The organism is Lactobacillus sp. PV012, assembly GCF_014522325.1.
Taxonomy (GTDB): Bacteria; Bacillota; Bacilli; order Lactobacillales; family Lactobacillaceae; genus Lactobacillus.
The window spans coordinates 513,360-526,243 of record NZ_CP041983.1 but is presented as its reverse complement, the minus strand read 5'-3'; the positions used below and the strand labels follow the sequence as shown (position 1 = coordinate 526,243).

15 protein-coding genes and 1 other annotated feature are annotated in these 12,884 nt (G+C 32.0%); all 15 genes read right to left on the bottom strand.

Annotated elements, in window-relative coordinates:
- Positions 1-104: 104 nt before the first annotated feature.
- The 15 genes from FP433_RS02655 to infC all read right to left on the bottom strand — a co-directional run bounded on the left by FP433_RS02655 (position 105) and on the right by infC (position 12,658).
- Positions 105-860: a putative ABC transporter permease gene (locus FP433_RS02655; protein WP_265487029.1), complete on the bottom strand. Its 756-nt coding sequence runs from the start codon at positions 858-860 to the stop codon at positions 105-107.
- Positions 861-947: 87 nt separating this feature from the next.
- Positions 948-1,409: a hypothetical protein gene (locus FP433_RS02650; RefSeq protein WP_265487028.1), complete on the bottom strand. Its 462-nt coding sequence runs from the start codon at positions 1,407-1,409 to the stop codon at positions 948-950.
- Positions 1,410-1,414: 5 nt separating this feature from the next.
- Positions 1,415-2,008: a LemA family protein gene (locus tag FP433_RS02645; RefSeq protein ID WP_265487027.1), complete on the bottom strand. Its 594-nt coding sequence runs from the start codon at positions 2,006-2,008 to the stop codon at positions 1,415-1,417.
- Positions 2,009-2,049: 41 nt separating this feature from the next.
- Positions 2,050-3,357, bottom strand: a complete 1,308-nt coding sequence (locus tag FP433_RS02640; RefSeq protein WP_265483237.1) for a TPM domain-containing protein — start codon at positions 3,355-3,357, stop codon at positions 2,050-2,052.
- Between the two features lie 58 nt (positions 3,358-3,415).
- The gene (locus tag FP433_RS02635; RefSeq protein WP_265483238.1) at positions 3,416-4,288 is read right to left on the bottom strand and encodes a hypothetical protein; all 873 of its coding nucleotides are present in this window, start codon (positions 4,286-4,288) and stop codon (positions 3,416-3,418) included.
- Positions 4,288-4,446, bottom strand: a complete 159-nt coding sequence (locus FP433_RS02630; protein WP_265487025.1) for a hypothetical protein — start codon at positions 4,444-4,446, stop codon at positions 4,288-4,290. The genes FP433_RS02635 and FP433_RS02630 overlap by 1 nt, the downstream gene beginning before the upstream one ends.
- 32 nt (positions 4,447-4,478) lie before the next feature.
- On the bottom strand, positions 4,479-5,126 hold the full coding sequence (locus FP433_RS02625) for a hypothetical protein (RefSeq protein WP_265487024.1): 648 nt from the start codon (positions 5,124-5,126) through the stop codon (positions 4,479-4,481).
- Positions 5,127-5,128: 2 nt separating this feature from the next.
- On the bottom strand, positions 5,129-6,508 hold the full coding sequence (locus FP433_RS02620) for a hypothetical protein (RefSeq protein ID WP_265487023.1): 1,380 nt from the start codon (positions 6,506-6,508) through the stop codon (positions 5,129-5,131).
- Complete coding sequence (locus FP433_RS02615) at positions 6,502-7,050, bottom strand: T7SS effector LXG polymorphic toxin (protein WP_265487020.1); 549 nt, start codon at positions 7,048-7,050, stop codon at positions 6,502-6,504. The genes FP433_RS02620 and FP433_RS02615 overlap by 7 nt, the downstream gene beginning before the upstream one ends.
- On the bottom strand, positions 7,040-7,891 hold the full coding sequence (locus FP433_RS02610) for a hypothetical protein (RefSeq protein WP_265487018.1): 852 nt from the start codon (positions 7,889-7,891) through the stop codon (positions 7,040-7,042). The genes FP433_RS02615 and FP433_RS02610 overlap by 11 nt, the downstream gene beginning before the upstream one ends.
- A gap of 12 nt (positions 7,892-7,903) precedes the next feature.
- Positions 7,904-9,811: a T7SS effector LXG polymorphic toxin gene (locus tag FP433_RS02605; protein ID WP_265487016.1), complete on the bottom strand. Its 1,908-nt coding sequence runs from the start codon at positions 9,809-9,811 to the stop codon at positions 7,904-7,906.
- Between the two features lie 412 nt (positions 9,812-10,223).
- Positions 10,224-11,351, bottom strand: a complete 1,128-nt coding sequence (locus FP433_RS02600; protein ID WP_265487015.1) for an Mbeg1-like protein — start codon at positions 11,349-11,351, stop codon at positions 10,224-10,226.
- A 173-nt stretch (positions 11,352-11,524) separates the two neighbouring features.
- The gene (gene rplT, locus FP433_RS02595; protein WP_265483243.1) at positions 11,525-11,887 is read right to left on the bottom strand and encodes a 50S ribosomal protein L20; all 363 of its coding nucleotides are present in this window, start codon (positions 11,885-11,887) and stop codon (positions 11,525-11,527) included.
- 34 nt (positions 11,888-11,921) lie between these two features.
- Complete coding sequence (rpmI, locus tag FP433_RS02590) at positions 11,922-12,122, bottom strand: 50S ribosomal protein L35 (protein ID WP_209685054.1); 201 nt, start codon at positions 12,120-12,122, stop codon at positions 11,922-11,924.
- 17 nt (positions 12,123-12,139) lie between these two features.
- Positions 12,140-12,658: a translation initiation factor IF-3 gene (infC, locus tag FP433_RS02585; protein WP_265487013.1), complete on the bottom strand. Its 519-nt coding sequence runs from the start codon at positions 12,656-12,658 to the stop codon at positions 12,140-12,142.
- 38 nt (positions 12,659-12,696) lie between these two features.
- Positions 12,697-12,810 (bottom strand) — a sequence feature (ribosomal protein L20 leader region).
- Between the last annotated feature and the right edge of the window lie 74 nt (positions 12,811-12,884).

Below are 12,884 nucleotides of genomic sequence, written 5' to 3'. Positions count from 1 at the left end.
AATGACTTTATAAGTCATTAAAATATAATTATAATTTATTATCTAATATTAGTCAAAATATTATATCTTTATATAGAATTGACTATAAACTATTTTAATCTCTCTTACATCATATTTTTTAAATAAGCTAAAATGTCGCCCTTCATTTCATTAAATTTATTAGCATCAATAACTTTTAACTTAGGGAAATTTCGAATTAAACGTCTTGCATTCCAACTTAGTTGAGTATGGGGATGCAAGCTTGGAAGATGCTTTTTCAACTCGGCATGTAATTTACTATGGTCAAGTTCAGCCTTATGTTTATCAAGAAAGTCATTAATCTTTGTATTCCATAGTTGTGTACTGGTATGGAATTTTTTGACACTGATAATTGTCGCAATAAAGTCAACCCCCATTACTGTCAAAATAATAATTGCTTCATAACCATGAGTATAACTTTCTTCCCAATCAATAATTTTTTGAACAAAAGGTTGCACAAATTTTACTAAAGCTACTACACCAATTCCCCAGAAAAGTGATATCTCTGGGGCAATACGTCCTTGAAAATTCCACTTTAAATTGGAATAATCCCATAACTTTAAGTGGAAAAATTTTTGTAGAAAGATGCTGGCGATTAATTCAAATAATGTAGCTACTACAGCTCCGACAATAAATAATAGGAAGATATTATTTTGAAAGGGATGAGTTGCCACTAAAATTGTTGTTACCGCAAATCCGTATACTGGACAATATGGGCCAAACAAAAAGCCACGATATTCATATTGGTGGTCTTTAATAGAACAATAAATAGTTTCCCATAGCCAACCAATTACTGAATAAGTAAAAAATAAGGCTACTAATTCTGAGAATGTATAAGGCATTTAAGCCCTCCTTTTTCTAATTTAATAACTAATTATCTCATAGAAATATTTTCCCACAAAAAAACTGAGGAAATTCCTCAGTTCAAATTATTCACTTACTTGTTGTTTTTCTTCTTTACTAATTTCTTCATCCACTACAGTTGAACAATCATTAATTTTCTCCCATACTGTTTTATATTTTTGAACGAATTTCTCAGTACGTTCTTGCTGCTCAGGACTTAACCCCGCCTTGGGCTTAATTGGCAACTGATATTTTTCTCCAAACCATGATTCTACTGGTACTTCTTCTAAATTATCTAAGATTCCGTCATCTATTTGACTTTGAAGTTGCGTTACTGACTTTTTTAGCGTAACAATTTCTTGATCTACTTTGCTTTTTAACTCAGAATTTTTTAAGTCTTTGAGTTTATCTTCTAAAATATTAACTAATTCATAGATTGGACTTGAAAAATTAAATACTTTTAATTCTTTTTTCTTCTTCAAATCATCAAGATAGATCTTTAAAGTAATTAGTCCAATTATAATGTAAATAATATATCTAAATTTCATTTTAATTAATCCTCTAAATCTACAACTGGAGTCTTTTCTCCTTCACTACTTGCTTTAAAATTAGTGATTGGATGCATCCCTTTCATCGACGCAACCATACTAGTTGGAAAATTAGCCACTTTCTGATTGTAGTAACTCACATCTTCGATGTAACGTTTACGTTCTACTGCGATTCTATTTTCACTACCTGAAAGTTCTGTCATCAAATTTTTTACATTTTGATTAGATGCCAAAGTAGGATAATTCTCATGGATTGCGTTTATCAACACATTAGTCTTATTGTTTAATTCTTCGTTTGCTTTTAACTTACCATTTGGCGTTTTAGCATTATTAAACATTTTTCGCGCATTGGCAATATCACCAAAAACTTTTTCTTCATGCTTCATTGAACCCTTAACAGTTCTAGTTAAATTTGGGGTTAAATCTGCTCTTCGCTGCATGACATTTTCAACTTGTGCCCACTGAGTATCAACTGCAATTTTAGTATTATTTAGATTATTACTCATATTAATGTATTGAATTGAAAAAGTAATAATTATTCCTAAAATCACCACTACAAAAATTAACCCAGCAATTAACGGCTTTTTACTTTTCTTCATTTATATTGTTTTTCCTTCTACTCTAATTTCAAAACGACAGCTTACCATGAGCTGTCGCCACCACCGCCACCTGATGAACCGCCGTCACCACCAAAGTCATCATTAGATGAACTACTATCATAAGAGCTGCTATCTGAACTATACCAGTGGCTTAATGAACTACTCCCAGACTCATATCTACGTTCACGTTCTCTTCTTTGCCTTTCTTCTCTAGCTCTTTTACGCTCTTCTTGTTCCTCATGAAATTTATCCTTTGCCTGTTTGCTCCACTTTTGCCCTAATGCTTCTGGATCAAAATCATCCGAAAGTAGTTGCGTTAATGCAGCAATAATGACTCCATCTTTTACAAAACGACGATAATAATTTCGGGGGAAGTTTTTGGGACGCTCTGTTTTTTCTGCAACTTCAATTGCTTCATTATAGTGTGTTATCAAGGTCTGATATTCAGTCAGGGACATTTTTTCTACTTTTTCTAAAAAATTATTAGAAAGTGGAATTTTTTTGCCTGGTATTTTTCTATTATATTCTTGAATTTTGAGCAACGCAGGAATGTTTCGAGCTGAAATGAGATGATTACTTGCAAATTTATAGATTGCCTTTTCTTCTTTAGGTGAAGTAATCCCGGCAGCCTTAATTGCTTGGTGGAGTTTCTTATCCATTCTTGCACTAATAAAGAAAAAGAGGGCTATTCCCACAATCCCTACACCAATTATGATAAATACACCATACTTGAAAATGAAGTTGATAATTTTTAAAATTCCTATCATCACTCCAGCAATTTTATCAATAATACTGGAGCTTTCATTACTTTCCTTAGAACTTTCATTTGTATGATTAGCAATTTCATCCTTATCAGGTAACTCATCTTCATTTTCAGCTATGTGCTGGGCAGTTTTATTAACCATTGCTGAAACCGCCGAATTGTAGTCTTCTTTTTTTAAATCTGACTTTATCTTTCCAGCCACTAGTTCATTTACATAACTATCAGGTAAGACTGGTTCTACCCCATAACCAGTTTGCATCCGGAAACGATGATCTTTAGTAATCAGTAAAAGTAAGACCCCATTATCATAATCTCGATTACCAAATTTATATTTATCAAAAATCTGTTGTCCTAACTCATCTAAGTCTTTTCCATTTAAACTTTTTTGAGTAACGACTGCAATTTGGGGATGGCCCTTGATTTTACTTAAATCATTATCATTAATCTTTTTGATGTAATCTTGCGTTTTAGCAGATAGAACATGAGCATTATCTTGCACATCCTTATTATCTGCATAAACAGTTGTTGTAGAAAGGGTAAGGAAACTTATTCCTACTACAAATATTCCTAATAATTTCTTTAGCACTATTTCACTTCCCGTCGTTTAATCTCTTTAAACATATATGTATAATTGCATTTTCTATTTACTTAATCCTTCTTTTCTTTTGTTTTTCGTAAAAATCTTCCTTTGCCCGTTCTCTCCATTCTTCTCCTACTGCTTTTGCATCAAAATCATCAGAAAGTAAATCTATTAATTCATCTTCAATAATCTTTGAAGTAACAAAACGACGATAGCAATTTCGAGGAAAATTTTTAGGACGCTTAGCATTAGCAGCTACTTCAAGTGCATCATTGTAATGCTTTACTAAAGTTTGATATTTTTCAAACCCCATTTCGTCAATTTCAAGTAGCAATTCCTCAGAAAGTGGAATCTTTTTACCAGAAATCTTTTTATTATAATTTTTAACTTTTATGATAAGAGGAACATTTTCATGAGAAAGTCGATTCTTACATGCCATTTTAAAAATTTCATTTCTTTCTTTTTTCGCGGTTATCCCATATTCTGTAATTACTTGTCGAATTTTTTTCTTCTCCCATGAATCTAAAGAAGCTAGGATAATTATTCCTATAATTAAGAGAATAATTTCAATATACTTAAAATACCAAATCAATGAAACTAATGCTTTTAAAACTGTAATCATTGCAGCTATAAGCATTAAAATAATCATTAAAATTTCTATATAATTAATAGTACTTATTTTCTTATACAACTTTGTATGAGTGATATAATTCTTTAAATTAAATGCTTTATTAGATAATATTAGTGTCACTTTGTGATCTGAATATATTTCTAGTAACTTACTTTTACCTATTTTTATCTTCGTATATGTACCTATATTTTGTTTTCCAGTAATCTGAATATAGTTAGTAGATTTATTATCTGCACGTACACTCGTTGTATCAAGTATTAAGCAGCTAAAAGTGACTACAAAAATTACAACTAATTTCTTTATCACTATCCTTCCTCACTTAACTTTTTTCTCCTTGGTGGATACACGGGATCATTGCGCTTTTCTGCTTCTTCTTTGCTAAAATACCAAACACTATCTGGGATGCGATAATAAAGTCGATATTGACGGGAGTATTTTTCGAGGTAGTAAAAAGTTAAGTACATTTTAAAAAATCCTCGTACCACAACTAAATAAGCTATCCAAAAACTGCAAATACTATTAGTTTTTCAAATATATATTCAAAATTAAAAATAAAATTGTTATGGAACTCCGCAGCAATTAAAGCTCCAATCAAAACAATTCCTTCAAGCACACTAATTTTTAATATAGCTCCTTTATTTTTCTCTTTTTCTTTTCTATTCTTTATATTTTTGGTTTTTGAGGTTACACCTAAGTAAAAAAAGAAACATATTAATATAATCAAGCTTGCCACCTGTAATCCAAAGCTTATTACACCGGCATTTTTTAAGGTAGTAGTTGTAAGAGGATAGGCCATTGATAAACCACCAGCCCACAATAAACCAGAGGTACCCAATATTACATTTTTATACATACTGGCAAAATTTTTATGTTTAAATAAAGGGAAAATCGTCATAAAAAATATTCCTGTTAACCAGAGCCCTCCTGTTAATATCATTACCCATTTCCCTATACTATTTTTGGGATGAGTTATATAAACACCTATTTCTAATAAAATAAAAACAGTAAATAAAGATGGTGTAATATACATCAGTACATTTTTTCGTAACAATTTAGCCAGTTCCGGATTTGAAGTTGTAATTGATTTTAATTTATAAATTACATTTTTTGATTCTTCAAACGAGAGATTAAAGATTGTTTTCATTTTTATCTCCTAATTTTCTTTCCTATGTAATCACCTATTATTTTTTCTCCATTATCTACTATTTCGTAACTCCCTTTTTCTATCTTATCCAGTCCCTTTTTCCCACTTCCTGAATTTATTTCATGGTGAAATGCACCAATAATCATTCCTCCAATTATTGCGCTTCCAACAAGCATCTCAACAGAAATTCCTACTGGTGACACAGCAGCTGCGACACTTACTCCTAATAAAGCACCATTTATCCCATCAAAATTTCTTACATAATCTACGCCTGCATGAATGGTAGACTTACCCACATTGTGATATGTATCTTTGTCTTGTGTATTATTATAGTTTTCAAAAATATCTCCTGCCGCAAGTACCGCATCTACTGCTCCACCTACATGGCTTAACCCTTTCTTTAAAGCTTTTCCTGTTATTCCTTTACTAAACGCCTTATAGCCTGCTTCTTTTGACATTTTCTTTAAGGCTATCTTTTCCGCCTTTCCAAAAACTTTTCTATCAAAATTTGCTTTCACGCGCTTAATGGAACTTACAATTCCTTTTTTACCAGCATATTTTTCTATTATTTCTAGTGCTTCTTTGTCAGCTTTCCCCGGATCACTGAACTTCTTAATCCAATCTGCACCATGTCTACCGGCTACCGATACTGGATCTACAATCACATCTATTAAATCAATTGCTTTATCCATAACTTCATTCAGCTTTCTTGGATCTGCAATATTCTTTTCACTGATTTCAAATAATTTTTGTAAGGTTTTATTTTTCTTGGCAACAGTTAATACCTTCTGAATACCTCCTCCCACTTTCGTGTCCTTTATCTTGCCTACTTTATCAAGGAATTTCCTTACATATTTATTAGGAGTCATTGAAAAATAATTATTTAATGATTGCTTTAATTGTTTAGGGAAACTTCCCCAATTCTCAACCGTTCTACGTAATGATTTACCAACAAAACCGTATTTATACAATGCAGCAAATTTCTCATTCTTTAACAATGTTGGCCATAACTTTTCAAATTTACTAAAAGCTAAATGATCTCGCCGACGTTTAAATGGGTTATGATAGAAATTTTCCATATAACTCATCATGTCTTCATACTTTTCAAGTGTAGTTTTAAATGGAGCTATCCCCTCTTTTAAATTTTCCGCTACCTTTTGTCCCTGCATGAGTCCATATGCTATTCGATTAGTATATTTAACATTTGAAAATTGTAAAGTTGCTTGAAAAATTGGGTTATATTTATATTTTTCCTTTACTTCTTTTTTAAACGTTTTGCTTTTATCTAATACCTTGTATAAATACTTTGTATCATTGAAAGTTTTGATTGAACTATTATCATCAAATCCACCACTTAAGGCTTTACCTACTGTCTTTAACACTTTTGCTCTGAAAGTAAACTCTTAGTTGTGCTATATTCTTTCTTTGAGTTAAAACTTCTCATATCCTGTTTTAACTTAATAAGAATATGTTTACTAGCATCTAACCCTTCACTTACTCCGCTACTTCTTAATGGAGTCAAGCTTACTAAATCACTAACTGTACTTTGTGTACTATTAATTTTTGTCACTAATTGATCATATTCTGATTTTATTGGGGCTATCTTCTGTTCTAATGTTGTTAGACTGCTTTCATAAATCACCGCACTAGCTGATGATTCGGAGGTCATACTTTTAAAGTCATTAATTGTTTTTTCAAAATCTGCAATTAGTGCATCATCAATATCGTTATATTGGAGAAGAAGGGGTATTTTATAATTTTCAATCTCTGCATTAATTCCACCCTTGGTTTGTCCTTGCATTGCAGTTGAATCACTGATTGCTTGGGCTTTGTCTTGAGCAGATTCTACTGAAGCAGAAAAATCTCTTTGACTAATTTTTAGTTGCTTTAGTAATTCATTTAATTCTTCTAGGCTAATCTTCATTTATCTTTTTTCTTCTTGGTGGGTATACTGGATCATTGCGCTTTTCTGCTTCTTCTTTGCTAAAGTACCAAACGCTATCTGGTATGCGATAATAAAGTCGATATTGGCGGGAGTATTTTTCGAGATAATAATATGTTAAATATATTTTAAAAATCGCCTGTATTCCTATTAAATAGGCCGTTCCAAATATTGCTAAGCTTATAAGTTTTATAATTATATCTTCTAACTCCACCTTAAAATGCTGATAACTCAATGCAGATAGTAGAGACATACACAAAATTATAAATTCTATTTTAACTACATTTGAAATTATTCTTTTCTTTTTTTGTTGTTCCTTCTTATCCTCAATTTTATTAATAGAAGGAGTTACAGTGAGATTAACAAGCAAGCTAAATGCTATAATTAAAATTATTATTTGTAATAAAAAACTAACCACACCTGCATTCTCGAAACTATTCTTAAGTAAATTAAATCCTGTACCTATTCCTGCTCCTAACAATAAAAAAGCTCCTCCCAAGGTTTTATTTTTATGCATTGCCGCAAAATTTCTATGTTTAAATAAGGGATAAATACATAAAAAAAATATTCCATTTAACCATAGGATACCTACTATAATCATTATTATTTTTTTTATAGATTCTGTAGAGTATGTTTCGTATATATAAAATTCAAAGCCTATCAATATTAAAATAAATGTTGGAAGATTATAAACCATTATATTTTGTTGAAAGGTTTTAGCAATTGTAGGATTTGACGTTACCATTGACTTCAACTTATAAATTACTTTCTTGGAATCCTCAAAAGAAAGATTAAATATTTGTTTAAAATTCATATTATCCATTCCATATAGCTCTTAATTTCTCAATCTTTTTAAAAATTTTTCTCCAATATCCATTCTTTTATAACTACCTTGTTCAAGGTTATCCCACTGCTTTTTTCCTTTTCCAGATGTTACTACTTTACCAATGCCTTCGGTAATTGCTCCTCCAAATAAAGCTAGCCCAAGAACTCCTATTACAGGTAACTCAACAGAAAGACCTGCTACAGCACCTGTTACTAAGAGCGCCCCACTTACTCCATTTAAATTTCTTACACTATCAAATGCAGCATGAATAGTAGACTTACCCACATTGTGATATGTATCTTTGTCTTGTGTATTATTATAGTTTTCAAAAATATCTCCTGCCGCAAGTACCGCATCTACTGCTCCACCTACATGGCTTAACCCTTTCTTTAAAGCTTTTCCTGTTATTCCTTTACTAAACGCCTTATAGCCTGCTTCTTTTGACATTTTCTTTAAGGCTATCTTTTCCGCCTTTCCAAAAACTTTTCTATCAAAATTTGCTTTCACGCGCTTAATGGAACTTACAATTCCTTTTTTACCAGCATATTTTTCTATTATTTCTAGTGCTTCTTTGTCAGCTTTCCCCGGATCACTGAACTTCTTAATCCAATCTGCACCATGTCTACCGGCTACCGATACTGGATCTACAATCACATCCATTAAATCAATTGCTTTATCCATAACTTCATTCAGCTTTCTTGGATCTGCAATATTTTTTTCACTGATTTCAAATAATTTTTGTAAGGTTTTATTTTTCTTGGCAACAGTTAATACCTTCTGAATACCTCCTCCCACTTTTGTGTCCTTTATCTTGCCTACTTTATCAAGAAACTTCCTTACATATTTATTAGGAGTCATTGAAAAATAATTATTTAATGATTGCTTTAATTGTTTAGGGAAACTTCCCCAATTCTCAACCGTTCTACGTAATGATTTACCAACAAAACCGTATTTATACAATGCAGCAAATTTCTCATTCTTTAACAATGTTGGCCATAACTTTTCAAATTTACTAAAAGCTAAATGATCTCGCCGACGTTTAAATGGGTTATGATAGAAATTTTCCATATAACTCATCATGTCTTCATACTTTTCAAGTGTAGTTTTAAATGGAGCTATCCCCTCTTTTAAATTTTCCGCTACCTTTTGTCCCTGCATGAGTCCATATGCTATTCGATTAGTATATTTAACATTTGAAAATTGCAAAATTGCTTGAAAAATTGGGTTATATTTATATTTTTCCTTTACTTCTTTTTTAAACGTTTTGCTTTTATCTAATACCTTATATAGATACTTTGTATCATTGAAAGTTTTGATTGAACTATTATCATCAAATCCACCACTTAAGGCTTTACCTACTGTCTTTAACGCTGACTTTTGCTCTGAAAGTAAACTCTTAGTTGTGCTATATTCTTTCTTTGAGTTAAAACTTCTCATATCTTGCTTTAACTTAGAAAGAATACGTTTACTAGCATCTAACCCTTCACTTACTCCGCTGCTTCTTAACGGAGTCAAGCTTACTAAATCACTAACTGTACTTTGAGTCTGATTTATTTTTGCCACCAATTGATCATATTCTGATTTTATTGGGGCTATCTTCTGTTCTAATGTTGTTAAACTACTCTCATAGATAACTGCACTAGTTGATGTTTCTGAAGTCGTACTTTTAAAATCATTAATTACTTTTTCAAAATCTGCAATCAGCGCATCATCAATATCGTTATATTGGAGAAGAAGGGGTATTTTATAATTTTCAATCTCTGCATTAATTGCACCTTTAGTCAATCCTCGCATTGCATGTGAATCACTGATTGCTTGGGCTTTGTCTTGAGCAGATTCTACTGAAGCAGAAAAATCTCTTTGACTAATTTTTAGTTGCTTAAGTAATTCATTTAATTCTTCTAAACTAATCTTCATTTTCACTTCTTCCAATCTATGTCAGCTTATACCTATGCAATTTACTTTTTAACTTAACTTTTCTAAGATTATCGAAAATAAATTGTCAAGTCAAACGCCTTAAATGTTATTTTTTCTTAAATAAAAAAATAACACTATTTCCATGAATAATGTTATTTTTGCTTTTTGTATAATTATTATAGTTAGCTAATTTCTGCTGTTATTAATACTTTTCATCTTGCTTCTCTGTGTACTTAACTCTTATTTAATTGAGTGCTTTTCATATAGTTATCGCTTACTAAAATGCTACTAAATTTATCTTGTCCACTTTTAATAGCTATTATTTTTATCCAATTATTAAATTACCTCCTCCTAAAGTTATTAATTAAGCTCAAGTCATTTATACCTGTATTTTCATATTCTAATTTTAAGATTATTTAATTTGTTTTTCTAACTTATTAAGCAACTCTTTCTTCTTATTTGCCCATGCATTTGCCCCTACTTCTCTTGAAGCTGCCCATATCTTACCAATAAGAGGTTTCCAGCTCGCCTGATTTTTTAAACCCGTCGCCAGCAGATTACCGGCAATTTTACCAGTGCCTTTGGGAGTAAACATTTCTCGTAAATAAAGTTTCTCATCGACGTTAGCTGCATCGTAGATCATTTCAATGAACTCTCTTCGTTCTTCATCACTCGTATTTTCTAAGAAGCTGCTAAACGTCTTCCAAGAAAAACGTGTGCCTGTGTCAAGATGGTCTACTGTTACAAAATGATGCCCCTTAATTTCCCAATTAAACAAATTATGTTGCATTGGCGGAATACCTGTACTTTTAACAAATTCACAGTATGCCTTGTCTTCAACTAAATCATCCATCAAGATCCCTACAATACTGGCTTGTGGAATGAACTTGTGTATTTTTCCTTTTAATTGCTTTATCTTTTTGTCAAAGCGCACATTTTGATCATGAAAACCAGGCCCATCAAAATTATCTATTCGTTTAATTAACTTCGCTTCTTCCTCAGTTGCTGTTAAGCCAACATAAAAGGCTAAGTTTCCACCTTTTGAATGTCCCCCTAGACAAACTTTACCCTTATAATTCTGGATTCTTTCTCTAAAATATTTTCTTGCAAAAAAATGCGCTGGCACACTATCACTAAAGGACATATTAAAATCTTCTTTCCAACCGACCTTAGTCGCAGTAGTTCCTCGATAGGCAATATAACGAAGATTAGGCCTAATTTGAAAAGTAATCGCATTAAATTCAAATTCATTATTTACATCTAGCTTATTTTCTAAACTTCCCCAACTAATTTCTTTAAAGCGCGAACTTTTACTCAATAATTCAAGCAATTTTTTCATATTTGCTTCGCCCCATACACCCTTGCTTAAAGTATCAATCGCTTCTTGGTTATGAGCCAACTCCTTAAAAGAAGTAATACCCGGAGTCTTATCAAAATGACAATAAGTTAATTCAGCAAAAATCATACTATCGAGTTCATTCATATCTTTTACTGAAAAAAGTACATTATAATCTTTAATATAGTCTAAAATATTCATCATTTTAACACTCCTTTATTTTTTCTTCCTATTATATAGAGTACTATTTTTTCAACAAATTATATAGAGTACTATTTTTTCAACAAAAAAAGAACTGATTATATAGAGTACTATTTTTTCAACAAAAAAAGAACTGAGATACTCATCTCAGTTCTTTTAATACTTATTTAGTTTAATTAAGCAGCTGCTAAAGCTTTCTTTGCAGTTTCTGCTAATTCAGCAAAAGTCTTTTCGTCAGTGTAAGCAATATCTGCTAACATCTTACGGTTCATATCAATTCCTGCAAGCTTAAGACCGTGCATTAACTTGCTGTATGAAAGACCATTTTGTCTTGCAGCAGCATTAATACGAGAAATCCATAATCTTCTAAATTCGCTCTTAACCTTCTTACGATCACGGAAAGCGTACTTACGTGATACAAAGATTTGAGTACTTGCTGCTTTAAATTGAATGTGCTTTGAGCCACGGTAACCCTTAGCTAACTTCAATAACTTCTTACGACGTGCGCGTGTTACGGTTCCACCTTTAGTTCTTGGCATCTAAAATTCCTCCTCAAAAACTCTACTTGATAAATTAACGCATTTGGGAAAGCATCTGTTTGATGCGCTTCATATCACTTGCTGAAACCATTGCAGCTTTTCTCAAATGACGACGTTGTTTCTTAGTCTTACCATGGAAACGGTGTCCAGTGTAAGCGTGGTGACGCTTTAAACCACCATTAGCTGTTCTCTTAAAACGCTTTGCGGAAGCGCGGTGTGTCTTTTGCTTTGGCATATCTATTCCTCCATTAACTACTTCTTCTTTTTGTCTTTATCACTCACAGGAGCCAACATTAAGAACATAGAACGGCCTTCCATCTTAGGTTTAGTAATAACATTTGCCAAATCACTAACTTGGTCTGCCATCTTTTCTAAAACATCTTTACCTAATTCTTTGTGAGTAATTGCACGGCCTCTAAAGCGAATAGAAACTCTAACTTTAGCGCCTTTAGTCAAAAATTTACGGACATGCTTTAATTTAGTATCAAAGTCATTTCCTTCAATTGTGGGACTTAAACGAATTTCTTTAACTGCAAGAACCTTTTGATTCTTACGGTTTTCCTTAGCTTTCTTTTGTTGTTCAAAACGATATTTTCCGTAATTCATAATGCGAGCAACTGGTGGCTTAGCATTAGGTGAAATAAGAACTAAGTCTAAATCCGCATCAGCTGCTTGGCGTAATGCATCAGCTTTAGAAACAACACCAACTTGTTGACCATCGTCTCCAATTAAACGGACTTCACGAGCACGGATATCTTCGTTTAAGATCATATTCTTTGGTATGGGTATTCACCTCCATGTTAATTTCGAGGACAAGAAAAAGGCGGGTAAATAAACACCCCGCCTTTAATCAACAGATATTATCGATCAGCCTAGAGGTAATAATTAACTTAGGCGAGAAGCGGGTGCTTCTTCTTGTTCTCAACTTCTGTATTATACCATTCTGAGAAAGTGAGTCAAGTAGTTTTACTAGACACTTTTTAATTAACAAAAATTA

Excerpts from the sequence above, each read along its gene's own strand:
- FP433_RS02655 (WP_265487029.1), bottom strand. The coding sequence starts at position 860 with ATGCCTTATACATTCTCAGAATTAGTAGCCTTATTTTTTACTTATTCA.
- FP433_RS02650 (WP_265487028.1), bottom strand. The coding sequence starts at position 1,409 with ATGAAATTTAGATATATTATTTACATTATAATTGGACTAATTACTTTA.
- FP433_RS02645 (WP_265487027.1), bottom strand. The coding sequence starts at position 2,008 with ATGAAGAAAAGTAAAAAGCCGTTAATTGCTGGGTTAATTTTTGTAGTG.
- FP433_RS02630 (WP_265487025.1), bottom strand. The coding sequence starts at position 4,446 with ATGTACTTAACTTTTTACTACCTCGAAAAATACTCCCGTCAATATCGA.
- FP433_RS02625 (WP_265487024.1), bottom strand. The coding sequence starts at position 5,126 with ATGAAAACAATCTTTAATCTCTCGTTTGAAGAATCAAAAAATGTAATT.
- FP433_RS02615 (WP_265487020.1), bottom strand. The coding sequence starts at position 7,050 with ATGAAGATTAGCCTAGAAGAATTAAATGAATTACTAAAGCAACTAAAA.
- FP433_RS02610 (WP_265487018.1), bottom strand. The coding sequence starts at position 7,891 with ATGGATAATATGAATTTTAAACAAATATTTAATCTTTCTTTTGAGGAT.
- FP433_RS02605 (WP_265487016.1), bottom strand. The coding sequence starts at position 9,811 with ATGAAGATTAGTTTAGAAGAATTAAATGAATTACTTAAGCAACTAAAA.
- FP433_RS02600 (WP_265487015.1), bottom strand. The coding sequence starts at position 11,351 with ATGATGAATATTTTAGACTATATTAAAGATTATAATGTACTTTTTTCA.
- rplT (WP_265483243.1), bottom strand. The coding sequence starts at position 11,887 with ATGCCAAGAACTAAAGGTGGAACCGTAACACGCGCACGTCGTAAGAAG.
- rpmI (WP_209685054.1), bottom strand. The coding sequence starts at position 12,122 with ATGCCAAAGCAAAAGACACACCGCGCTTCCGCAAAGCGTTTTAAGAGA.
- infC (WP_265487013.1), bottom strand. The coding sequence starts at position 12,658 with ATGATCTTAAACGAAGATATCCGTGCTCGTGAAGTCCGTTTAATTGGA.